Origin of the sequence: Mariniflexile aquimaris (genome assembly GCF_042676825.1) — a bacterium.
Classification (GTDB): domain Bacteria; phylum Bacteroidota; class Bacteroidia; order Flavobacteriales; family Flavobacteriaceae; genus Mariniflexile; species Mariniflexile aquimaris.
In genome coordinates, this window is sequence record NZ_JBHTIB010000012.1 from 191,591 (window position 1) to 216,810 (window position 25,220).

Annotated in this window: 20 protein-coding genes; 16 read left to right on the forward strand and 4 right to left on the reverse strand. The window is 35.6% G+C overall.

What is annotated here, in order from left to right:
- The first annotated feature begins 9 nt into the window (after positions 1–9).
- The 14 genes from nrfA to ACFQ0I_RS08970 all read left to right on the forward strand — a co-directional run bounded on the left by nrfA (position 10) and on the right by ACFQ0I_RS08970 (position 18,846).
- Complete coding sequence (gene nrfA, locus ACFQ0I_RS08905) at positions 10–1,506, forward strand: ammonia-forming cytochrome c nitrite reductase (RefSeq protein WP_379941394.1); 1,497 nt, start codon at positions 10–12, stop codon at positions 1,504–1,506.
- Between the two features lie 93 nt (positions 1,507–1,599).
- Positions 1,600–4,746, forward strand: coding sequence for a cytochrome c biogenesis protein (gene ccsA, locus ACFQ0I_RS08910; protein WP_379941396.1), 3,147 nt, complete (start codon positions 1,600–1,602; stop codon positions 4,744–4,746).
- Positions 4,747–4,945: 199 nt separating this feature from the next.
- Positions 4,946–5,704: a Crp/Fnr family transcriptional regulator gene (locus tag ACFQ0I_RS08915; RefSeq protein ID WP_379941398.1), complete on the forward strand. Its 759-nt coding sequence runs from the start codon at positions 4,946–4,948 to the stop codon at positions 5,702–5,704.
- Positions 5,705–5,960: 256 nt separating this feature from the next.
- Positions 5,961–7,343 carry a CmpA/NrtA family ABC transporter substrate-binding protein gene (locus ACFQ0I_RS08920; protein WP_379941401.1) on the forward strand — a complete coding sequence of 461 codons (1,383 nt, stop codon included), beginning with the start codon at positions 5,961–5,963 and terminating at the stop codon, positions 7,341–7,343.
- A gap of 21 nt (positions 7,344–7,364) precedes the next feature.
- Complete coding sequence (locus ACFQ0I_RS08925; protein ID WP_379941403.1) at positions 7,365–8,471, forward strand: ABC transporter permease; 1,107 nt, start codon at positions 7,365–7,367, stop codon at positions 8,469–8,471.
- A gap of 266 nt (positions 8,472–8,737) precedes the next feature.
- Positions 8,738–9,583 (forward strand): ABC transporter ATP-binding protein, encoded by an 846-nt coding sequence (locus ACFQ0I_RS08930; RefSeq protein ID WP_379941405.1) that lies wholly within the window; start codon positions 8,738–8,740, stop codon positions 9,581–9,583.
- A gap of 12 nt (positions 9,584–9,595) precedes the next feature.
- Positions 9,596–10,429 (forward strand): ABC transporter ATP-binding protein, encoded by an 834-nt coding sequence (locus tag ACFQ0I_RS08935; RefSeq protein WP_379941407.1) that lies wholly within the window; start codon positions 9,596–9,598, stop codon positions 10,427–10,429.
- A 191-nt stretch (positions 10,430–10,620) separates the two neighbouring features.
- On the forward strand, positions 10,621–11,859 hold the full coding sequence (locus ACFQ0I_RS08940; protein ID WP_379941409.1) for an alginate export family protein: 1,239 nt from the start codon (positions 10,621–10,623) through the stop codon (positions 11,857–11,859).
- Positions 11,860–12,327: 468 nt separating this feature from the next.
- Positions 12,328–13,863, forward strand: a complete 1,536-nt coding sequence (locus ACFQ0I_RS08945) for a YifB family Mg chelatase-like AAA ATPase (protein WP_379941411.1) — start codon at positions 12,328–12,330, stop codon at positions 13,861–13,863.
- A 329-nt stretch (positions 13,864–14,192) separates the two neighbouring features.
- Positions 14,193–15,302, forward strand: coding sequence for a DUF2891 domain-containing protein (locus tag ACFQ0I_RS08950; protein WP_379941413.1), 1,110 nt, complete (start codon positions 14,193–14,195; stop codon positions 15,300–15,302).
- Positions 15,299–16,531, forward strand: coding sequence for an Nramp family divalent metal transporter (locus tag ACFQ0I_RS08955; RefSeq protein WP_379941415.1), 1,233 nt, complete (start codon positions 15,299–15,301; stop codon positions 16,529–16,531). Before ACFQ0I_RS08950 ends, ACFQ0I_RS08955 begins: the two co-directional genes overlap by 4 nt.
- Entirely contained in the window at positions 16,531–17,271 is a 741-nt protein-coding gene (gene pxpA / locus ACFQ0I_RS08960; protein ID WP_379941417.1) for a 5-oxoprolinase subunit PxpA, read from the forward strand. The genes ACFQ0I_RS08955 and pxpA overlap by 1 nt, the downstream gene beginning before the upstream one ends.
- Before the next feature lie 5 nt (positions 17,272–17,276).
- Positions 17,277–18,008 carry a 5-oxoprolinase subunit PxpB gene (pxpB, locus tag ACFQ0I_RS08965; protein WP_379941419.1) on the forward strand — a complete coding sequence of 244 codons (732 nt, stop codon included), beginning with the start codon at positions 17,277–17,279 and terminating at the stop codon, positions 18,006–18,008.
- Entirely contained in the window at positions 18,001–18,846 is an 846-nt protein-coding gene (locus tag ACFQ0I_RS08970) for a 5-oxoprolinase subunit C family protein (RefSeq protein ID WP_379941421.1), read from the forward strand. Before pxpB ends, ACFQ0I_RS08970 begins: the two co-directional genes overlap by 8 nt.
- Here the strand turns inward: ACFQ0I_RS08970 and deoD are convergent.
- The 4 genes from deoD to clpB form a co-directional block, all read right to left on the reverse strand.
- A complete protein-coding gene (gene deoD, locus ACFQ0I_RS08975; protein WP_379941423.1) occupies positions 18,843–19,541 on the reverse strand; it encodes a purine-nucleoside phosphorylase in 699 nt (232 codons plus the stop codon). The two genes, ACFQ0I_RS08970 and deoD, sit on opposite strands and share 4 nt — an antisense overlap.
- Before the next feature lie 41 nt (positions 19,542–19,582).
- Entirely contained in the window at positions 19,583–20,251 is a 669-nt protein-coding gene (gene deoC, locus ACFQ0I_RS08980) for a deoxyribose-phosphate aldolase (RefSeq protein ID WP_379941425.1), read from the reverse strand.
- 191 nt (positions 20,252–20,442) lie between these two features.
- A complete protein-coding gene (gene deoC / locus ACFQ0I_RS08985) occupies positions 20,443–21,183 on the reverse strand; it encodes a deoxyribose-phosphate aldolase (protein WP_379941427.1) in 741 nt (246 codons plus the stop codon).
- 334 nt (positions 21,184–21,517) lie between these two features.
- Positions 21,518–24,124: an ATP-dependent chaperone ClpB gene (gene clpB, locus ACFQ0I_RS08990; protein WP_379941429.1), complete on the reverse strand. Its 2,607-nt coding sequence runs from the start codon at positions 24,122–24,124 to the stop codon at positions 21,518–21,520.
- Positions 24,125–24,357: 233 nt separating this feature from the next.
- Here clpB and ytxJ point away from each other — a divergent pair, with 233 nt between their 5' ends.
- A complete protein-coding gene (gene ytxJ / locus ACFQ0I_RS08995; protein ID WP_379941431.1) occupies positions 24,358–24,747 on the forward strand; it encodes a bacillithiol system redox-active protein YtxJ in 390 nt (129 codons plus the stop codon).
- Between the two features lie 14 nt (positions 24,748–24,761).
- Positions 24,762–25,160 carry a gamma-glutamylcyclotransferase family protein gene (locus ACFQ0I_RS09000; protein ID WP_379941433.1) on the forward strand — a complete coding sequence of 133 codons (399 nt, stop codon included), beginning with the start codon at positions 24,762–24,764 and terminating at the stop codon, positions 25,158–25,160.
- Positions 25,161–25,220: the final 60 nt, after the last annotated feature.

The window sequence follows — 25,220 nt, forward strand, 5'->3', positions numbered from 1 at the left end:
ACTTAATACATGAAAAACAAGGTTTTATTTATAGTTACGGCAGTGGTAGTATTTCTTTTAGGAATGTTAGCATCTAGTATTGTTAATAGAAAAAACGAAGCTAAATATAAATATGTTCCACAGGTTGAAATTGCTGAAAATGAACCGAGAAATGCAGAATGGGGGAAAAATTTTCCAGCGGAATATCAGTCGTATTTACAAACGGCCGATACCAGTTTTGCATCCTACCAAGGTGGAAGTGCTATGCGCGATATTTTGCATGAGGACAGCCGATTAGTAGTGCTTTGGGCTGGATATGGTTTTTCTAAAGATTACAAGCAAGGTAGAGGGCATTATTATGCTATTGAAGATTTACACAATACACTTAGAACTGGTGCGCCAAAAGGAGCAGGAGATGGCCCGATGCCTGCAACATGTTGGACATGCAAAAGTCCAGATGTACCGCGTTTAATGAATGAAAAAGGAATAGCTGAATTTTATGCCGGTAAATGGGCAGATAAAGGCGAAGAGGTTGTAAACCCTATTGGATGCGCAGATTGTCACGACTCTAAAACTATGAAATTAACAATTTCAAGACCAGCTTTGGTTGAAGCTTTTCAAGCCATGGGTAAAGACATTAATAAAGCAACCCACCAAGAAATGCGTTCTTTAGTTTGTGCACAATGCCATGTGGAGTATTATTTTGATAAAAAGAATCCTGGAAACGAAGGGATTCCGTATTTAAAATTCCCGTGGGTTAATGGAATGACTGTTGAAGCTATGGAAGAATATTATGATGCCATCGAGTTTTCAGATTGGACACACGAGTTAAGTCGTGCACCAATGCTTAAAGCGCAGCATCCAGATTACGAAGTGTATTTAACCGGTGTTCATGCAGATAGGGGAGTTTCTTGTGCCGATTGCCATATGCCGTACAAAAGTGAAGGTGGTCAGAAATTTACAGACCACCACATTCAATCGCCTTTAAACAATGTGGCTAATGCTTGTCAGGTTTGTCACAGAGAAGATGCCGATAAATTAAAATTGAATGTATATGAGCGTCAACAAAAATCTACCGAAAACAGAATAAAATTAGAAGATTTCTTAGTTAAAGCACACGTTGAAGCTAAGAAAGCATGGGATTTAGGCGCCACTGAAGCCCAAATGAAAGATATTTTAATGGATATCCGTCATGCACAATGGCGTTGGGATTATGCGGCAGCAGGACATGGCTCATCATTCCATTCACCAGTTGAATCGGCTAGAGTGTTAGGAAGCGGCTTTTCAATTATTCAAGAAGGACGTGTTAAATTAGCACGCTTATTAGCGGAACTGGGGCATAACAAACCAGTAGATATGCCAGATATTTCTACCAAAGAAAAGGCTCAAAAATATATTGGATTGGATGTTGAAACTCTGAAAAAAGAAAAAGCTGAGTTTAAAAAAACCTTAGTGCCACAATGGTTAGAAGCTGCAAAAAAACGCGAAGCTAAATACGGCACTAAGCAAGTAGCAAAAAATAATTAATTTACTTTTTATTGTAACGAATTACTAAGAAAGATAACCTTTGTGGTCTTATAAAATCATCAAAGGTTATCTTTTTATATTTAATAATTTTCCATGCAAAAATTTTTTAAAATCTTTTCATCTTCAAGTTTAGCATTACTCTTATTGCTCATTTTTGCTGTATCTATGGCAGTTGCCACTTTTGTAGAAAACGATTATGGCACAGCAACAGCATGGGTGGCCATTTACGATTCATGGTGGTTCGAATTAGTCATGCTGGGGTTAGTTTTTGTGTTTATCGCTCATATTTTTAAATACAAGTTATTGCGAAAAGAAAAATGGGCCATATTGCTATTTCATGTGGCTTTTATAGTGATTATTTTGGGCGCTGCCATTACCCGATATACCTCTTACGGCGGCATCATGAGAATTAGAGAAGGCGAATCCTCAAACATTGTAATTTCAGACACAAACTTTTTAAACGTTACAATCACAGACGGCACATCTAAAACGGCTTTAAAAGAAAAATTATCGTTTTCGCCAATTAGCAATAACCATTTTAGCATAGAAACAAGGTTTAAAGATAAACCTGTAATTATTACCTATAAAGAGTTTATTCCAGACGCTGAAGCGGAAGTTGCAAACGAGGAAAATGGTGGAGAACCGCTATTGGAAATGGTTGTTAGCGAAGGCAATGGCAGACACACGGTTTACATGAAGCAAGGTGAAATTGAAACAATAGGAGATCATCATCATGAAATTGGATTCAATTCTGATAAAGAAGGGATTATTAATATTATTGAAGAAAATGGTTCCTTCAGCATTAAATCACCATTCGATTTAGATTTCTTTATCATGTCTTCGCAACAGGCCGGAAGAATTTCTAAAGATAGTATACAGCCCATTACTTTAAGGACTTTATATCGTTCAGGTGATATGTCTTTTGTGCCGTTATCGTATTATAAAAATGGCGTGTTTAAAATTAAAAGTACTGCTGTAAAACCTAAGGATAACGATAAAACAAAAGACGATGCTTTAATAGTAAATGTATCGGTTAACGGTATTGAAAAACCATTAAATTTATTGTACAGACAAGGTATGTTACCTACACATCACGAAGTAGAAATTGATGGTTTTCGAGTTATTTTGTCGTATGGTGCTGCCGCTATTAAAACGCCATTCTCCATTCAATTAAATGATTTTCAGTTAGAGCGCTACCCGGGGTCATCTAGTCCGTCGGCATACGCTAGCGAGGTGACAGTGATTGATGGAAATGAGAAAATACCGTATAGAATTTTTATGAATAATGTTCTTGACTACAAAGGATATCGTTTTTTTCAGGCCAGTTATGATACCGATGAATTAGGCACGGTACTTTCTGTAAACCATGATCGATTAGGAACATTAGTTACTTATTTGGGTTATTTATTAATGATGTTGGGGATGTTTTTCGCGCTATTTGGAAAAGCCTCACGTTTTCACTTGATTAATCGAAAATTAAAACAATTAAAGAAAAAGCAGCTTGTTACGGTTCTCTTATTATTTAGTCTTCAGGTGATGTTCGCTGCTTCTATGAATGATTCTACAGCGACGCGTATTGAAAAATTAATTAAAACTCAGCAAGTTGATAAGGCGCATGCCGAATATTTCGGAAGATTGTTGGTACAGGATTTAGATGGTAGGATTAAACCAATAAACACGCTGGCTTCAGAATTTGTTCGAAAAATATCTCGAAAATCTAGTTTTTCATATCCTATAATCGGCAAGAAAATAACGCTCGATGTTAATCAGGTGTTTCTGGCAATGCATATGGCGCCAAATGTATGGCAGCAAATTCCATTGATTGAAATAGATTTTGAAAAGACTGGAGACCTTTTAAAAAACGTAACTATCGGAGCTAATAACTTGGTTGCTTTTAATGAATTGATTGATAATAACGGCGATTATATTTTAACAACAGAAGTTGAATTAGCCAATAAGAAAAAACCTGCCGAACGAAATGAATTTGATAAAGAAGTATTAAAAATTGATGAACGCTTTAACATTCTTTACAATTTGTTTATAGGAAATTACCTGAAAATATTTCCTAATAAAAACGATGCCAACAACACTTGGTTTAGTTATACCCATCATTTTAAAGATTTTCCTGAAGAAGATGGTTTGTTCGCGCAAAGTATAATGCCTTCCTATTTTAAAGATATTGCCATTAATAATTATGATGAAGCGCACGAAAAGTTGCTTTATATAAAAAAGTATCAAGAAGTTTTAGGGGCTCAAGTAATTCCAACTCCCGAACGAATTGAAGCAGAAATATGGTATAACACCGCCAATATTAATTTTTGGTTATTTCAGGTATTTTTTACATTGGGCTTTTTGTTATTGGTTCTGGCCATTTTAAAAATGTTTTATAACAAGAAAGTCATAGAATTTTTAAATAATGGTTTAATAATACTAACCTTAGTGTCGTTTTTAAGTTTTACAGGAAACATTTTATTGCGTTGGTATGTGGCGCAACATGCACCCTGGAGTAATGGTTACGAAATGCTGGTGTTTGTTGCATGGGTTTTATTATTATGCGGATTAATTACGTTTAGAAAATCAGATTTTGCGCTGCCCTTATCAACCTTGTTTTCTGGTGCACTGCTGTTTGTGAGTTATCTGGATTGGTTAAATCCGGAAATAACGAACTTGATGCCTGTTTTAAAGTCGTATTGGTTAAAAATACACGTGGCAACCATTGTTAGTAGTTATGCGCCTTTGGCTTTATCGAGTGTGTTAGGGTTAATGGCTCTGTTGTTACTTATATTCAAAACCGAAAAAACAAAAGCCATCATCGATATTAAAATTCAGGAGCTAAGTTATATTAACGAAATAGCCATGACTATTGGGTTGTTTGTATTAGCGGTTGGTACGTTTTTAGGCGGTGTTTGGGCCAATGAATCTTGGGGTCGTTATTGGGCATGGGACCCGAAAGAAACCTGGGCTTTAATTAGTATTATTGTGTATGCCATAGTTTTACATCTACGATTTATTCCAAAATTAAATAATAATTACGTGTTAAATGTCGCAAGTATGTTCGCGTTTTGGTCTATAATTATGACATCTTTTGGAGTAAATTACTATTTATCAGGTTTACATAGTTATGCGGCAGGCGATCCGTTACCTATACCGAAATTCGTCTATGTATTAGCATTTTTGATGGTATTTGTGGCTGTTGTAGCCTATTTAAGAAATAAAGCGCATAAGCGTATTAAGGCGTAATTAACAGTTATAAAATTGATTGCGTAACCTCCTCCTTTATAAAGAAATTTATTTTTTTAATAATTGCATGGAGTAAATATTTTATATCTGTAAAAATAGTAAGTTGTTTTTGCTTATTGTTCAAAAATACGTATTAGTGAATTAAAATTAAGTATTAATACTTATATTTGTTCAGATTGATTCCTTCAAAATACGATAAATGCAGACGCTAGCACAAGATATTCGCAAAACTAACCACCGTGTAAAAACGCGTGTTGGTGTTTCTTGCGATGTTTGTGTCAATCATAATTGTATTGTAAAAAAAGGGTTGTCGGTTTTATCAGATTCCGATTTAATCAAAGAAAAAAACACGATTCGCTGCAAAAAAGGGCAGCAATTTATTATTGAAGGCGCACCAGTAAATGGCTTATTTTTTATTCTGAAAGGAAAAGTAAAAGTATTTAGAACCGGCATAAATGGTCGCGAACAAATTGTAAGATTTGCTAAAGATGGTGAAATAATTGGGCATCGTGGTTTTGGAACTGAAGAGTATTATTCAATTGGTGCCATCGCTTTAGAAGATACGGTGTTATGTTATTTTTCAAAAGATGTGTTACAGGAAACCTTGCGTAAAAGCCCAGAGTTTACCTATAATATGATGTTGTTTTATGCCAATGAACTCAACCGTAGCGAATCGAAAGTAAAGTCTATTTCCCAAATGACCGTAAGAGAACGCGTAGTTGATACCTTATTATATATAAACAGAAAGTTTGGTACATTAAAGGGGTTTCTTGATATCACCCTTAGTAGAAAAGAGTACGCCGATTATGCAGGAACCACCGAAGAACAGGTAATTCGTGTTTTTTCAACTTTAAAGAAAGAAAAACTGATTGCGGCAAAAGGCAAAAAGATAGGCATTACCAATATAGACCTTCTTAAAAAAGAAATTAGCGAACATAACTTCTATTTGGATAGCTAGTTTCCATTCAAATACTTATATTTTTATTTATTTCTAGTCATTTTATTGATTTACTACGTACGGTTACTTACTAATTTATGTAAATGTAATTCATTGTATTGTAGTTAATTGTAAGCATTTTATGTTTTTTAGCAGGTTTTCTAATGGTGTAAAAAGAGGTTTTTATATGGGTAATACCATTGAATAAAAATACATGTACTTATATATTTGTCAAAAAATAAGTATTAATACTTAAATTAATTAGAAACTAATCAATATGAAAGCACTATTTAAAAAAACAACATGGATCTTATCACTTGGATTGCTTTTAAGCGCATGTGGTGGAAAAGAAAAAAAGGCTAACACCGAAGACGTTAGTGCCAAAACATCAAATACAAAAACATTAGATATTGAAAAACCACAGTTAACCTTTGGTTTTATAAAACTTACAGATATGGCACCTTTAGCCATCGCTAAAGAAAAAGGTTTTTTTGAAGATGAAGGATTATTTGTATCTGTTGAAGCGCAGTCAAACTGGAAAAATGTTTTAGACCGCGTTATCGATGGGCAACTCGATGGGTCGCACATGTTAGCTGGTCAGCCTATTGCTGCTGGTGCTGGTTTTGGTCGTCAAGCCGAATTGGTTACGGCATTTTCAATGGATTTAAACGGAAATGGTATTACAGTATCCAACGATGTGTGGGCAAAAATGAAACCAAATGTGCCAAAAGGTGCCGATGGAAAACCAATTCATCCCATTAAAGCCGATGCTTTAAAACCAGTTATTACCGAATACAAAAATAAAGGTAACGCCTTTAAAATGGGTATGGTATTTCCGGTATCTACACACAACTACGAAATCAGATATTGGTTAGCAGCTGCAGGAATTAATCCAGGTATGTACACTGCCGATAATGTACAAGGACAAATTGGTGCCGATGTATTGTTATCTGTTACGCCACCACCACAAATGCCGGCAACTTTAGAAGCAGGAACAATATATGGCTATTGCGTAGGTGAGCCTTGGAATCAGCAGGCTGTATTTAAAGGTATTGGCGTGCCAGTTGTTACAAACTTAGATATTTGGAAAAACAACCCAGAGAAAGTATTTGTAATGACTAAAAAGTTTGTTGAAGAAAATCCAAATACAGCCATTGCTGTAACAAAAGCCTTAATTCGTGCTGGTAAATGGTTAGATGAACCAGGAAATAGAGCCGAAGCAGTAAAAATATTATCGATGCCTCAATACGTGGGAGCAGACGAAGTGGTTTTAGCGAATTCTATGACGGGAACCTTCGAATTTGAAAAAGGTGATAAACGCGAGATGCCAGACTTTAACGTGTTTTACAAATACAATGCAACCTACCCGTTCTATTCTGATGGTATCTGGTTTTTAACGCAAATGCGTAGATGGGGACAAATTCCTGAAGCAAAAGCAAAAGGTTGGTACGAAGAAACCATCAAGAAAATTTACAGACCAGATATTTGGAATAAAGCCGCCGCATTATTGGTAGAAGAAGGTTATATCCCTGCGGGAGATATACCGAAGACCGATGGTTATAAACCAGCAACAACCGATTTTATTGACGGCACAAAGTACGATGCTAAAGACCCAATCGGGTATATTAATAGTTTCGCTATAGGAAACAAAGACAAATAATAACAAAAACATTTAGTAAACATGAAGCAGAGCATAGCAATAGAAAAACTATCCAAGTTTATGGGCTTTGGGTTTTTAGGAACATTAAAATCGATAGCGACAGGGAATATTGAAAAAGAAGATTTTAGAAACTTCTTAAGACAGGTTGTCGTGCCGATTGCTTCCATACTCTTATTTATAGGATTGTGGCATATGGGAGCTAAATGGTTGTACACTATTGAAGCCGATTATAAAATAGAAAAAGCCTTAACCGAACAAGGGCAGGAAGCCGCCGATGCCATGCGTGCTTGCATAGCATCTGGAGCCGTAAAATGCCAACCAAACACCTTACCATCTCCTGCTCAAGTTTGGGATTCTTACAAAACCTTGCTAAACGACCATTATACTATTAGAGCAGATAAGCAAGCTTTTATTGAAAAAACGGCTGCTTTAAATGCGAAACGTGTGGCAGAAGGAAAAGAGGCCATTGTTTATACGGGAAGACCATCGTTTGTTGATCAGATTTTTACCAGTATAAAAACAGTTTTTGCTGGCTTCTTTTTAGCACTTTTAATTGCAGTACCTATCGGCATTGTAATTGGGTTAAGTAAAACCTTAAGAAGTTCGGTGAATTGGTTAATTCAAATTTTTAAACCTGTGTCGCCAGTAGTTTGGTTGTTATTGGTTTTTATGATTGTAAAAACATTAACCAAAAACTCGGAATCTGATAGCGCCTTCATCATTTCGTTTATAAGTGTTGGTTTGTGCTCTATGTGGGCAACCTTGGTTAATACGGCTATGGGTGTTTCGTCGGTTGATAAGGATTATATAAACGTTGCCAAAGTATTGAAGTTAGGAACGTTTCAAAAAATTTTTAAAGTGATTTTACCATCGGCTTTACCATTAATATTTACGGGATTACGTATTACGCTATCGGTGTCGTGGATGGTACTTATAGCCATAGAATTATTAGCGCAAAGTCCAGGTTTAGGATCGTTTGTTTGGGAGGAATTCCAAAATGGGGCAATCGATTCTAACTCAAAAATTATTGTTGCCATGTTTGTTATTGGTGGTATTGGTTTCTTGCTGGATAGAATCATGCTGACCGTTCAAAACATGATTTCATTTAATAAGAATGATGGAATTTAAGTAAATGTTTAACTGTTGAATTGTTTAAACGTTTAGGCGTAACCAACAATTCAACAATTAAACTTTAAATGTGCGTTAGGGATTGCAGTGGAAAGCCCACAGCGACCCCGATGTTTCGGGGGAGCGAGCCCCGAGACTTCGGGGGTAACGAAAAGCCCGACCCTTGGGTAACGCCAAAATTAGTGGAATTGTTGAGTTGTTTATTCGTTTAGGCGTGTAAATGTCGATTAAACAAATCAACACATCAACAAATAAACATAGAAAAAATGGCCTATTTAGAATTAAATAATGTTTGTAAAACGTACGGAAAAGGGGAGCATGCTACCGAGGTGCTGTCTAATATAAATTTATCTATAGACGAAGGGGAGTTTGTTGCGATTGTTGGGTTTACGGGGAGTGGAAAAACAACTTTGGTAAATCTTATTAACGGATTGTTGCAGCCAACAAGTGGCGAGGTTTTGTATAAAGGCGAGCCGGTTGTTGGAACCAGCCATGAGCGTGGTGTTATTTTTCAAAATTATTCGTTGTTGCCTTGGTTAACTGTTGGGCAGAATATTTATATGGCTGTTAAGGAGGCGTTTCCGAAGGAAAAGAAATCGGTTTTACATAAAATAGTTGCCGATTATGTTGAAATGGTAAACTTAACACCGGCGATAAACAAACGACCTAAAGAATTATCGGGTGGGATGCGACAACGTGTGGCCGTAGCCAGAGCTTTAGCCATGAAACCGGAAATGATTATTATGGATGAACCTCTGGGTGCTTTAGATGCGCTAACCAGAGGGAATTTACAAGACGAAATTTTAAATATTTGGGGGAAAGATAAGCGCACCGCTTTATTAATTACCAACGATGTAGATGAAGGTATTTATATGGCAGATCGCATTATTCCGCTGCGTCCAGGACCCAAAGCAACCTTAGGACCGGAATTTAAAATTGATATCGATCGGCCACGTGATAAAACCGAATTAAACGATAACCCAAATTTTAAGAAAACAAGAAATACCATTATTGAGTATTTAATGGATATAGGGAATGAACGGAAATCGGCATCGGAAATTGAATATGTATTGCCAGAATTAAGTCCGAAAGAATTTATTGGACGCTTTTAAAAAACAGTAATTATGAATAATACCATCATACAAAATAAAGAAACTCAGATTTTAGAAGAAAACGGACTTTTTCCACCTTGCAGAATTATGTTGGATTTAAAGAACCTTAAGAAAGTGTATCCAACGCCCAAAGGTGACTATGTTGTGTTGGAGGATTTGAATCTTCAAATTATGAAAGAGGAATTCGTTACCATTATTGGGCATTCTGGTTGTGGTAAAACCACCATGTTATCTATGATTGCAGGACTTAATGCAATTTCTGGTGGAAACATTTCGGTTTTAGGTAGGCATATAAAAGGTCCCGGACCCGATAGAGGCGTGATATTTCAATCGCCTAGTTTAATGCCTTGGATGACCTCGCTTCAAAACGTTATGTTAGGCGTTAATCAAGTGTTTCCGCATGCTACAAAATCGCAGCGTACAGATATTGCTAAGTACTATCTTCAAAAAGTGGGTTTAGAAAATGCCTTTAATAAAAAAGCTTCGGAGCTTTCTCAAGGTATGCAACAGCGCGTTGGTATTGCCAGAGCATTTGCTATAAAACCTAAAGTATTATTGCTGGATGAACCGTTTGGAATGTTAGATTCTTTAACACGTGGCGAGCTTCAAGATATCCTAATAGAAATCTGGAATAAAGAGAAAATTACGGCGGTAATGATTACCCACGACGTCGATGAAGCCATCTTTTTAGCAGACCGCGTCGTGATGATGACCAGCGGACCCAAAGCCAAAATTGGCGATATTTTAAATATCGATTTTGAAAGACCTCGAACCCGAAAATCTGTTTTAGAACATGACGATTATTACAAATACAGAAAACACCTGATAGATTTTTTAGAGCATTAAAAGAAATAAAATTACCTTTAAAATAATAATGATATAATAAAACAATGTAGGGCGTTTTATAAAATTTTGTTATGAGAATTATCATAAAACAAGAATAGTAAAGCCTATAAATTTGCCCGCAGGTTTTAAAGAAAATATTAAACTAGTAAAAACAAATAATTAAAATTCAACCAAATTTAAAACTAACAATTATGAAGAAGATTTATTTAACAATAAGCATCTTAGCCGTAATGGTTCAATTTGCACAGGCGCAGTTTACATTAGATGGCGAATTTAGACCAAGGATGGAATATTTAAACGGTTTTGGCAGTCTAATTCCTGAAGCCAGTGAGCCCGATTTCTTTACGGTAACTAGAGCGCGATTAAACGCTGGGTATGCCACCGAAACGTATAAAGTATATATGAGTATTCAGGACATTTTGCTTTGGGGTGAAAATCCGCAAATTATACATAGCGATGTTAATAACAAATTCGATTTGTTCGAAGCCTGGGCAGAATTACAACTTGGTAGTGGATGGTCTACTAAATTAGGGCGTCAAACCTTATCTTACGACGACCAAAGAATACTAGGCGGTTTAGATTGGGCGCAATCTGGACGTAACCACGATGCGGCTTTACTAAAATACGCGAAAGATGGTTTTGCGCTCGATTTTGCTTTGGCTTTCAATCAAGATAATTTAGCTGCAGCCGGAAATTTATATGCTACAACGGCTCTTTTTTCATATAAAACCATGCAAATGATGCATTTAAATAAAAAGTTTGGTAATCTATCGGCTAGCCTTTTAGTTATGAATAATGGCTACCAAAACGGTACACCTGGTGTATCTAATTTACAAACCTTTGGTACGCATTTAAATTACAAAAAAGATGCCTTCGGACTAGCAGTAAACGCATTCCTTCAAACAGGTGCAAGACTTGGCGAGGTAGATGTTAAAGGTGCTTACGATTTAAGTTTAGACCTATCTTATAAAGCTTCAGATAAAGTAAGTATTGGTGCAGGAGTTGAGGTAATTAGCGGAAACGATGCTGGCGCAGGCGAAACCGGTGCTTTCTTTCCGTTGTATGGTACAAACCACAAATTCAATGGTTTAATGGATTATTTCTACGTGGGTAATCATGCCAATACAATTGGTCTGGTTGATATTCATGTGGGGGCAGACTTCAAATTAAGCGAAACCTCAAATTTATCGGTAAACCTATTAAACTTTAGTGGCGAGCAAGAATTAACTAGTGGCGAAAAATCCTTAGGAACCGAGTTAGATTTGGTATTCTCTAAAAAATTCAAAGGCTATAGTTTAATCCTTGGCTATTCGCAAATGTTTGCCGCCGATGGTATGTACGAACTTAAAGGCGTAACCAAAGCAGATGCAGCCGATTCTCAAAATTGGGCATGGGCCATGTTAGTTATCAAACCTAAGTTTATAAATTAATTATTAGTAATTACAATTAGTCAAATCCTAAAAGAGGCTGTCTGAAAAGTGTATTATATTTACTTTGTCAGATTGAGCTTGTCGAAATCGATATTGATTATCAATAAGTTAAAATATTTCGACAGGCTCAATATGACACTGATTTACACTTTTCAGACAGCCTCTTTTTTTTATTTTAAATATTAGAAGCTTTTACCTGCTTTCCGCTATATCTTTTTAAAACAACAGGGCAATCTTTAAGTGAGTGTAAATCAAACTTATTTAAGGTATTCACAATAGTTTGTGCTAATCAAGTTTTAAAAAGGATGCCGCTTCAATCAGGGCTAAACCTGCCAATGGTTTGGTCCATTTATTAATTGCTATTCCTTTTCCTTTAAGTGTTGTTCAAAAAAAAACACCATCAATAGTCATTAACTTAGCAATTACATTTAAAATACTTTTCTTACTTTTAAAAAGTAAAAAATTAATATGCTTAAAAAGGTTTTTGGAAGTGCTGTTTTTGGAGTCGAAGCCACAACAGTTACCGTCGAAGTTAATACAGACACAGGAATAGGGTACCATTTAGTCGGTTTGCCAGATAATGCTATAAAAGAAAGTAATTTTAGAATTGCGGCGGCACTTCAAAATAATGGCTATCGCATCCCCGGAAAAAAGATTATTATCAACATGTCTCCGGCCGATTTACGAAAGGAAGGCTCCGCCTACGATTTAACACTCGCTATCGGTATTCTGGCATCTTCAAGTCAGATAAAAGCCGAAGATTTAGAGCGTTATTTAATTATGGGCGAATTGTCATTAGATGGCACACTGCAACCCATAAAAGGCGCCTTACCCATCGCTGTTAAAGCCAGAGAAGAAGGTTTTAAAGGGTTTATACTCCCAAAAGAGAACGCCAAAGAAGCGGCAATCGTCGATAGCTTAGAGGTGTACGGAATTGAAAACATCAAACAGGTCATAGATTTTTTCGATAAAGGTGAAGCCTTAGAACAAACCATTATCAATACCCGCGAAGAGTTTGAAAAAAACCTAAACTATCCAGAATTCGATTTTTCTGATGTAAAAGGACAAGAAGGTATTAAGCGTTGTATGGAAATTGCGGCAGCTGGCGGACATAACATTATTTTAATCGGGCCACCAGGCGCAGGAAAAACCATGCTCGCCAAACGTTTACCAAGTATTTTACCACCCATGACGCTTCATGAAGCACTCGAAACTACAAAAATACATTCGGTGGTAGGTCGCACAAAAGATACCGGTTTGATGGCGCAACGCCCGTTTAGAAGTCCGCACCATACAATTTCAAACGTCGCTTTAGTCGGTGGCGGTAGTTACCCACAACCTGGGGAAATTTCATTATCTCATAACGGCGTGTTGTTTTTAGATGAATTACCCGAATTTAAGCGCGAAGTTTTAGAAGTGATGCGTCAGCCATTAGAAGATAGGGAAGTCACTATTTCACGTGCAAAATTTACGGTAACCTATCCAAGTAGTTTTATGTTAGTGGCGAGTATGAATCCGAGTCCGGGAGGTTATTTTAATGACCCTAACGCGCCGGTAACCTCAAGTCCTGCTGAAATGCAGCGTTATTTGAGTAAAATTTCCGGACCATTATTAGATAGAATAGACATTCATATTGAAGTTACACCAGTGCCTTTTGAGAAACTGTCGGAAGACCGCAAAGGGGAAACTTCGGTAGAAATCAGAAAGCGTGTTACCGAAGCTAGAGATATTCAAACCAAACGTTTTGCCGATTCCGATACCGTGCATTACAATGCTCAAATGAATACCAAACAAATTCGAAATTATTGTGTTTTAGATGATGCCTCTAAACAGTTACTAAAAACCGCTATGGAGCGTTTAAATCTTTCCGCTAGAGCGTACGATCGTATATTAAAAGTATCCAGAACAATTGCGGATTTAGAAGGTTCTGAAGCCATAAACGGTGCACACATAAGTGAGGCCATTCAATATCGAAGTTTAGATAGAGAAGGGTGGTTAGACTAACAAATACCTGCGAAAGCAGGAATCTTAAATAGAATAATTAAAACAAACCATTGACGCCACAAGCGAAACGCTTGCGGTAGCCAGGAGAATTCCTGCGAAAGCAGGAATCTTATTGCAAAGAGATTCAGCATAATAGTAGGTGATCGCTTTTACAAGAGTCGCTATTTAGACAATAAACTCTTGAGGTGGCATTTTTATAAACAGTTTAAACCATGAAACTGGATTGACCCACAATCAATTAACGCTTTTTTGTATGAACGTAAGCAAAATCATTCAATCTAAAGCCAGAAAGTTTTAGTAGCTTTAGTCAATCAAATTAAAACTTTTACATGAAACGCATTCTTTCCTTATCATTAGTCATTTTAGCTTTGAGTTGTAATAACACAAAAGAAAAAAAAGTGGATACGCCAACACCAATAATTGAAATAGCTCCTAAGCCTGTGCTGGATTTAGCACATGCCAACAAATTGGCTAAATTGCCATTGCATTGTATGAACATTGAGTATCCTAACAGGTTGTCGCAAACTTTAGGTGGCGACACCGATTTAAAAGCACCACATGTTTTGCATCCTGCCTTTTACGGTTGTTTCGATTGGCATTCTTCAGTGCATGGGCATTGGAGTTTGGTGAGTTTGTTAAAACAATTTCCCGATATTGATAATGCTGAAGACATCAAACAAAAACTACTTCATAATATTTCAAAAGAAAATATTGAAACCGAGGTTGCCTATTTTCATGGAGAACATAACAAATCTTACGAACGCACATATGGTTGGGCGTGGTTGTTAAAACTAGCCGAAGAGCTACACACCTGGGATGATAAAACGGCAAGAGAATTGGAAAATAATTTGCAACCATTAACCAATTTAATTGCTGCTAAATACATTGAGTTTCTACCAAGATTAAACTATCCTATTAGAGCGGGTGATCACCCCAATACAGCATTTGGGTTAAGTTTTGCTTTAGATTATGCTAATACTTTAAATGATACTATCTTAAAATCGAGTATTGAAAAACGCGCAAAAGATTTTTATTTTACCGATGTAAATTGCCCAATAACATGGGAGCCTAGTGGAACCGATTTTTTATCGCCTTGCTTAGAAGAAGCGGCTTTGATGAAGCGTGTTTTAACAAAAGATGAGTTTGTAATTTGGATAGATAAATTTTTACCACAACTAAAAGATAAAAACTTTGTTTTGGAAACAGGAAAAGTTTCCGATAGAAAAGATGGTACTTTAGTGCATTTAGACGGTGTAAATTTTTCACGAGCATGGAACTTATACAAAATTTCAGAAAATTTACCTGAGTATGAGCATTTAAAGAATATTGCTAATAAGCATATTAATTATTCGTTGCCCAGTATTTTTGATGATAGTTATGAAGGCGGACATTGGTTAGGTAGCTTTGCTATTTACTCATTGAATTCCACTTCTAAATGATAAAAAACTGGTTTAAAAATATAGGTCCAGGTCCTTTAGTTGCCGCTGCGTTTATCGGACCAGGAACCGTAACTGTTTGTACACTCGCCGGGGTTCATTTTGCGTATGTTTTGTTGTGGACCATGGTTCTGTCTATAATAGCTACTATTGTACTTCAAGAAATGTCGGCGCGTTTAGGAATTATTTCTCAAAAGGGTTTAGCCGAAATAATAAGAACAGAAATAACCAATCCAATTTTTAAGGCGTTTGCTATTCTGTTAATTTTATCAGCTATTGTGGTAGGTAATGCAGCCTACGAAGCAGGAAATATTAGCGGAGGGGTATTGGGGTTGGAAACTGTCTTTGGTAATCCGTATGTTGAAATTGGAACAATTAATTTTAATCCTTTAAGTGTAATTATTGGTTTATTTGCATTTGTGCTGTTGTATATTGGAAATTATAAAATTCTTGAACGCGTATTAGTTTCCTTAGTAATTTTAATGAGTTTGGCATTTTTAATTACTGCTATTATCACTAAACCTGATGTATCAGAAATATTTAAGGGTATCGTTCTTCCAAAATTCCCAAAAGACAGTATATTAGTTATAATCGGGCTTATAGGCACAACGGTGGTTCCATATAATTTGTTTTTACACGCATCGCTAGTTAAAGAAAAATGGCAGCATCCAGAAGACTTGAAATTTGCCAGAAAGGACACCATTATTGCGGTTGTTTTAGGAGGATTAGTTTCAATGTGTATTATTATTTCTGCAGCATCTATTCAATCTGAAGGTATTTCAAATGCAGCAGATTTAGCCAAAGGTTTAGAGCCTTTATTTGGTAATTTTGCTAAATATTTTTTGGCGATAGGATTGTTTGCAGCAGGTATTACGAGTGCAATCACAGCGCCATTAGCAGCTGCTTATGTTGCTACAGGGTGTTTGGGTTGGGAATCTAATATGAAATCAAAAAAGTTTAGAGCTGTCTGGATGATTATTTTGTTGTTGGGAGTTGTTTTTTCTTCTTTAGGAATAAAATCTATCGAAATCATAAAATTTGCTCAAGTTACAAACGGAATTTTGTTGCCTTTAATAGCGGGATTTTTAATTTGGGTCATGAATAAACAATCGGTATTGGGAAATAATAAAAATAATGTGAAACAAAATATATTTGGATTTATTATCTTAGGAATTAGTATTATCCTTTCTTTAGCAACCATGCATAAAGTATTAGGTTTAAATATATTTTGATGCATCATTATAATATAGATATAAATGTAGATGTAGGTGAAGGGGTTGGTAACGAATCTCAGTTGTTGCCATATGCTTCGTCGTGCAACATTGCTTGTGGTGGTCATGCTGGCGATCATAAAAGCATGCGAAAAGTGGTTAAATTAGCGCAGCGGCATCGCGTTAAAATTGGTGCGCACCCATCATTTCCAGATGTTGAAAACTTTGGCAGAAAACCTATGAATATGCCCTGTGTGGCTTTGTTTGCATCGTTGCAAGAGCAAATAAATAGTTTGTATACTATCATACAACAGGAAAACGCCATGTTACACCACGTAAAACCTCATGGCGCATTGTATAATATGGCGGTGACAGATACTAGAATTGCAACCATTATTATTGAAGTTATGAAGGCCATCGCATTACCAGTAAAACTTTATGTGCCATATAAATCGGTTATTGAAACCCTCGCCATTCAAAATAACATCCCTGTAACTTACGAGGCTTTTGCCGATAGAAATTATAACGATGATTTAGCCTTGGTTTCTCGTAGTGAAAAAAATGCCTTAATTCACGAATCTGATGCCATGTTCGAACATGTCTATAGAATGATTATTCATCAAAAAGTAAAAACGATAACAGGTGCTGAGGTTGCTATTAAAGCCGAAACATTTTGTTTACATGGCGACAGTCTTAATGCTGCTAGTTTGGTTAAGAAACTACGAATTAAGTTAGAGTCTAAAGGCATTAAAATACTATAAATTTATTGGCTTATAATTTAACATATAAACCGTTTGGTGAACGTTCTATTTTAATAGAATGGCCAGCAATTATTGACGAAAATATTATAAAAGATATTGTAAGTTTAAAAAAATCAATTGAAAAATATAATATTAAATCTATTGTTGAATTAAAAACCGCATATAACTCGTTATTAATTAGTTATGATTCGATTTGTAGGAATTTTGAAAAAGAGGTAAATCAGTTAAAAAACATATATTCTGCATCCGATTTTGATGATGAATTCAAATCGGTAAAATGGAAAATCCCGGTATGTTATGATGCTGTTTTTGCATTAGATTTAGAGACGATTTCAAAAGCTAAAAAGATCTCAAAAGAGGAAATTATTAAGCGACATTCTCAGGCTATTTACACTGTTTATTTTATTGGTTTTTTGCCTGGGTTTTTATATTTGGGAGGCTTAGATGCATCGCTTTATATGCCTAGAAAATCAACTCCGCGATTACAAATCGAAAAGGGATCGGTTGCTATTGGGGGTAATCAAACAGGCGTGTATCCATCTTCTAGTCCTGGTGGCTGGAATATTATTGGTAATTCTCCCATAGAATTTTTCAATCCGAAACAAGCTGTTCCATGTTTTGCAAATCCTTTAGATAAAATTGAATTTAAAGCGGTTAGTATTTCAGAGTATAAAGATATTAAAGTGTTGGTAGATGAAGGTGTTTATCAGTTAGAAAGCGAGGTGCTTTATGGTTAAGGTTTTAAACCCCGGATTGTATTCAAGTATCCAGGACTTTGGGCGTGTAGGTTTTCAGCAATATGGCGTGCCGATTGCGGGTGTTATGGATCAATATTCAGCAGCGTTAGCAAATCATATATTGGGAAATCATGAAACAGCCGCTGTTATTGAAATGACAATGACCGGAGCAACGCTTCAATTCTATAACGATACTTATATTTGTGTAACGGGTGCAGATATGTCTCCTAAGCTGAATGATGTGCTACTACAACTCAATAAAGCTATCAAAATTCAAACAGGTGATGTGTTGTCTTTCGGGAAAATAAAAACAGGTTTTCGAACTTATGTATCGGTTTTAGGAGGTTTTAAATCTGAAATGGTAATGAATAGTCAAAGCATGTTTGGTGGCATCACATCAGAATTAAAATTAGTTATAAATGACGAATTTAAATATGACGTAAGTAACTCATTTATAGAGCGTAAAAATGCTTCAATTAAAGTAAATAATAACATGTTTTTAAAACATGATATAGAGGCTTTTCAGGGTCCGGAATATCATTTACTTTCACAAAAGCAGCAGGATATTTTGCTAAACTCTCCATTCAGCATTTCAAACAATAACAATAGAATGGCATATCAGTTACAAGAGCCTCTAGAGAATAGTTTAGAGCCCATTATAACCTCTGGGGTACTTCCGGGAACAGTTCAGCTTACGCCTTCGGGAAAACTCATTATATTGATGCGTGACTGCCAAACAACAGGAGGTTATCCTCGAGTGCTTCAGTTAAAAGAATCGGCTATTAATATACTTGCTCAAAAATATACCGGGCAGCAAATAAGGTTTAAACTGGTTTAAGCGAGTTCTAGGGCTACTTCAACCATGCCCTTAAAAGTTGTTTCTCTTTCTTTGGTGGTGGTGCGTTCTCCTGTTACTAATGAATCAGAAATGGTTAAAATACTTAAAGCGCGAACATTGTGTTTTGCGGCGATGGTATATAATCCTGCCGATTCCATTTCTACACAAAGGACTCCGAATTTCGACCATTTTTTGTAAGATTCGAAATCGTCTGCATAAAACTCATCCGAGGTAAATACGTTTCCGGCTTTTATAGGAATGTTTTTGTTTTTAGCTGCTTCTACGGCTTTTTGGAATAACTCAAAATTGGCAGTAGGAGCGTAGTCGGCACCACCAAAACGGAGTTCGTTAACACCGGAATTTGAAGACGCAGCCATAGCCAATACAATATCTCTTATTTTAATATGTGCTTGGTAAGAACCAGCGCTTCCTACACGAATTAAATTCTTTACACCATATTCGGTGATTAACTCATGGGCGTAAATGGAAATAGAAGGCACACCCATTCCTGTTCCCATTACCGAAACACGTTTATTGTTGTAGGTTCCTGTATATCCAAGCATACCTCTCACTTGGTTGAAGCAAACTGGGTTTTCAAAAAAAGTTTCAGCAATCCATTTGGCTCTTAGGGGATCTCCTGGTAGTAAAATAGTTTCAGCAATATCGCCCTTTTGTGCTTCTATGTGTACGCTCATGATATAAAATTAAAAGTTAAGGTGTAATTTAAAAAAAATGTTTAGTAGTTGTTATCAGTTGAAGTTTCGCCCGTTACAATCGCAATTCCAGACGATGTGCCTAATCTTTCAACACCTAAATTAATATATTCTAAGGCTGTTTTGTAATCTTTAATACCTCCCGAAGCTTTAATTTTTACTTGTCCTTTTGCAACACTTTTCATTAAGTTTACATCATGAATGGTCGCTCCGCCAGTACCAAATCCCGTAGAGGTTTTAATAAAATCGGCGCCACTTTGTATTGCCAGTTCACTCGCTTTTATGATTTCTAATTCTTCTAAATAACAAGTTTCTAAAATAACTTTTAAAGTATTGTTAGGCATGGACTTTTTAACCGCTTCAATGTCCTTCCAGACAGCATCAAAATCTTTGCTTTTAAGTAATCCGATATTAAGCACCATGTCAATTTCATCGGCACCATCTTTAATGGCTTGCTTGGTCTCTGCTACTTTTGCCAAGGTACTCATGGCTCCTAATGGAAAACCAATAACGCAACAGACTTTAACCTCGCTGTTTTTTAGTTCTTTAAGTGCGAGTGATGCATAGCAGCTATTAACACATACAGATTGAAATTGGTATTGTTTTGCTTCGTTGCAAAGTTGTATAATGTCGTCTTTTGTTGCTGTCGCTTTTAAGAGTGTATGGTCGATATAACTTCCTAACTGTTTCATAATGTTGATTAAATTTTACACGCTATAACTAGTCTAAACATGATGAAAATCTGGTTTAAATAAAAAGTTATGCATGCACAACAAAGGTATTAACAATTCTTTGAAAATACCATTGAAAAAAATATTATTAGGAAGTTTATTGATTTAAATTTTTAAATCAAAATACATAAGATTACATATGTCTATTTTGGTTACTTCTGATGGTTGTCTGTTAAATTAGTTTCGAGAACAGTTGTTTTTTGATTCGCTTCTAAATACTTTTTAAAAATTTTTGCATTTCTGTTTTGAGGCACTCGGTTTCCTGAAGAAATATTAACCGAAGTTCCAATAATATCGGCTCCTGCTTCTAAGTATTTAATAGCGGTTTCATAGTCTTCAATATCGCCATAAGCAACGATTTTTGTGGCGTCTCTTATGGTTTTTTTAATGATTTTAATAGCTGTAAATGTGGCACCGCTTTTAGAGAATCCGCTGGAAGTTTTTATGTAATCTGCTTTGGCATCTAAGCAAATTTCGCAAGCTTTAATAATTTCATTTTTGTTTAATTCTGAAATTTCAAGAATCACTTTTAAAGGAACATCTCCTATGGCTAATTTTACATCGCAAATATCTTTTAAAACCGAAACATGGTTCTGACTTTTAAGAAAGCCTAAATTAATCACCATTTCAATTTCGTCGGCACCGTATTCTATCGCTTTTTTAGCTTCAAATACTTTCGATTCTGTAGTTGTTGCGCCCAATGGGAAGCCAACTACTGTGCAGACTTTTATATTGGTTTTGTCTAGAAGTTGCTTAGCGAAGGTAACGTAAGCGCTGTTTATGCATATGGCATAATAATTATTTAACTTGGCTTCATGGCATAAGTCGATAATTTCTCTTTCGGTCGTCGTCGCTTTTAAAAGTGCATATTCGATTTGGCTGGATATATCCATAGTTTATAAGTAGGTTTTTTGGCTTATATTTTTATTATAAGCAGTTGCTATTAATTTATTTTTTGTAGAGTTTGGGACTTACAAGTACGCTAAGTTAGATATTTTTATCGATATAAATGTACCGTTTATCGATTACATAAAATTATTTATTAACTGACTTATTAACTGATTAGATATCAAAATATTAAGATATCGATGAAATAACGGCTAAATTTTATTGATAAATTAAAAAAAGCAACAATCTTCTTATTAATTAAGAATCTTGTTGCTTTTACCAACCAACCAAAAATAAGCTTATTTGTTTATCTAATTTTTACTGAATACTTTACTGATTTTAAGCATTTTCAGATACTAAATCATTTTGGTTTCTAAACACTAAGTGATCATTAAAGGCATCTAATAATATGATGCTATCTGTAGTTACTTTACCAGCTAATATTTCCTTACTTAATGCATTTAATACTTCTTTTTGAATAACGCGTTTTACAGGTCTCGCCCCGTACTCTGGGTTATAACCTTTGTCTGATAAATAATCAATAGCTTCCTGAGTAGCATCAAAAGTAATACCTTGTTTTCCTATCATTTTCGTTACATTTTTTAGCTGTAATCCAACAATAGCTTTGATATTTTTTTTGCTTAACGGTGTAAACATAATCGTGTCGTCTATACGGTTTAAAAACTCTGGTCTTACGCTTTGTTTAAGTAATGCGAGTACATCTACTTTTGCTGCTTCAATGGCCGATTCAATGTCTTTAGTAGCTTCAAAACGATCATGAATTATTGTGCTTCCTAAATTGGAGGTCATAATAATAATGGTGTTTTTAAAATCGGCTACACGACCTTTGTTATCTGTTAAATGACCTTCATCAAGCACTTGCAACAGTATATTAAACGTATCTGGATGCGCTTTTTCAATTTCATCTAACAGCACTACAGAGTAAGGTTTGCGTCTAACGGCTTCAGTTAATTGTCCGCCTTCATCATATCCTACATATCCTGGAGGTGCTCCAACTAATCGGCTTACGGCATGTCGTTCTTGATATTCACTCATATCAATTCTTGTCATCGCATTTTCATCGTCGAACAAATATTCGGCTAAGGCTTTTGCTAATTCTGTTTTTCCCACACCGGTCGTTCCTAAAAACAGGAAGGTACCAATTGGTTTTTTAGGATTTTGCAAACCTGCACGACTTCGGCGAACGGCATCACTAACAGCTGTAATAGCTTCTTCTTGTCCAACCACACGTTTGTGTAATTCGTCTTCAAGCTTAAGTAATTTTTCGCGTTCGCTTTGAATCATTTTTGTAACTGGTATGCCTGTCCATTTTGCAACCACTTCTGCAACGTCGTCATAGGTTACTTCTTCTTTTATCATTGAATTCTCAGATTGTGCATCTAGCTGTTTTTGTAAAACTTCAAGTTCTTCCTGAGCTTCTTTGATTTTGCCATAGCGTAATTCGGCTACCTTACCATAGTCACCATCACGTTCTGCACGTTCGGCTTCTAATTTAAAATTCTCGATACGTTGTTTTGTATTCTGAATATTTTCAACAACCTCTTTTTCGCTTTTCCATTTAGCATTTAAATCGTTGCGTTGTTCTTTTAAGTTTGCTAAATCAGCGCGTAAAGTTTTAAGCTTAACCTCGTCTTTCTCTCGTTTAATGGCTTCAATTTCAATTTCTAACTGCATCACTTTTCTGTCTAAAACATCAAGTTCTTCTGGTTTAGAATTGATTTCCATACGCAGTTTCGAAGCGGCTTCGTCCATTAAGTCGATGGCTTTATCTGGTAAAAAACGATTGGTTATATAGCGTTGCGATAATTCTACAGCGCCAATAATTGCTTCGTCTTTAATGCGAACTTTATGGTGGGTTTCGTATTTTTCTTTAATTCCGCGAAGAATAGAAATAGCACTTTCGGTGTCTGGTTCATCAACCATTACTTTTTGAAAACGACGCTCTAATGCTTTATCTTTTTCAAAATATTTCTGATACTCATCCAATGTGGTGGCTCCTATGGCACGAAGCTCTCCTCGGGCTAGGGCTGGCTTTAAAATATTTGCGGCATCCATAGCGCCTTGTCCGCCACCGGCACCTACTAATGTGTGTATTTCATCAATAAATAACACAATGTCGCCATTACTTTCTGTAACTTCTTTAATAACGGCTTTTAAACGTTCCTCGAACTCGCCTTTGTATTTAGCACCAGCAATTAAGGCGCCCATATCTAAGGCGAAAATTTGTTTGTCTTTTAAATTTTCGGGTATATCGCCATCTATAATTCTATGTGCTAATCCTTCGGCAATGGCTGTTTTACCAGTTCCGGGTTCTCCAACAAGAATTGGGTTGTTTTTGGTTCTACGCGATAAAATTTGCAGAATTCTGCGTATTTCTTCGTCGCGCCCAATAACAGGGTCTAATTTCCCATCTCTTGCAAGCTGGTTTAAATTTTTCGCGTATTTGTTTAGCGAATTATAGGTTTCTTCCTGACTTTGAGAGGTGACTCTTTCTCCTTTGCGCAATTCATCAATTGCTGCTTGAAGTCCTTTTTCGGTAACACCTTGGTCTTTTAACATTTGGGCTATTTTGCTGTTCGATTTAAAAATGGCAAGGATGAGATGTTCGAGAGAAACAAATTCATCATTCATTTTTTTAGCAATAAGAGCCGCTTCGTTAAGTGTTTTTCCAGCTTCGCGAGATAGCATAAGCTCGCTTCCTGTTACTTTAGAGAAACTTTCAATTTGTTTGTTTAAAGCTTGTTCAAGGACTGATATATTTACATTCAATTTTTTTAAAATGAATGGAAGTACATTTTCATCAACTTCAAAAATGCCTTTAAAAAGGTGTTCGTTTTCAATTTGTTGATTGCCATAACCTTGAGCAATTTGTTGCGCTTGCTGGATGGCTTCTTGCGATTTAATAGTATAATTATTCAAGTTCATATTTTTTATTTTTTCATTCCTGTTGTAGCAGGAATCTCATTAATATTTTCTTTAGTGTTCTGGTAGTGTAAAAATCTTTTTAATTATTTTACATTTACAAAATGAATAGGTCAATAATCTTACCAACACTAATTGGGAGACAAAATGTCGGTTTAAATCAGTAATAACGTGACTTTTAGTCAGTTTGTAAGTTTTAAAAAAGTATGCGACTTATTCATTATTAAACACAAAACATGGGATTATTTAATAAAATATTTGGAGGAACAAACGAAGCTAAGGAAACTAAAACTTTAGCATGGATTCAATTAACCGATTTGGCGCAATTGCAAAGCATTGAAGCTAAATCGAGCACAAAGACACAAGTTATATTTAAACATTCTACCCGATGTGGTATTAGTAAAATGGTGATGAATCAATTTATTGAATCGTACGGTTTGAATGATAATGATGTGGATTTATACTATTTAGATTTATTAAATTACAGAGAGATTTCCAACGAAATTGCGGAAAGATTTCAGGTATATCACGAATCACCACAATTGTTGGTATTAAAAAATGGGGTTGTAGTGGTACATGCCAGCCACGGCGCCATAAATGATATAGATTTAAATCGATTTGTTTAAGTTGTATTGTTTGTATGCACTCAGAATATTTGTTTGTTTACGGAACGCTATTAAAGAATTTTGATAGTTATATGTCTAAATTTTTAGACAGGAATTCAGAGTTTATTGGCCCCGGTTATTTTAACGGAAAATTATTTGAAATTTCATGGTATCCTGGCGCTATTTTGAGTGAAGATGATTCTGAAAAAGTGTACGGACATGTTTTTAAAATTAACAACGAAAGCAAAACCTTTAAAATTTTAGATGATTATGAAGGTATCGGGGATACTACCGAACACCCCAATGAATACAAACGCGTATTAATTGAAGCGTATTTAGATTCAAAAGAAACCATCAATACTTGGGTTTATATTTATAATCTTCCCACTTCTAGTTTAAAATTAATTACTTCAGGTAATTATTTAAAGCAATAAGCTTTATCTTTATAGGACTATAGGATTACTTAAATAGCCTAGAATTAGGTTTTATTTAAT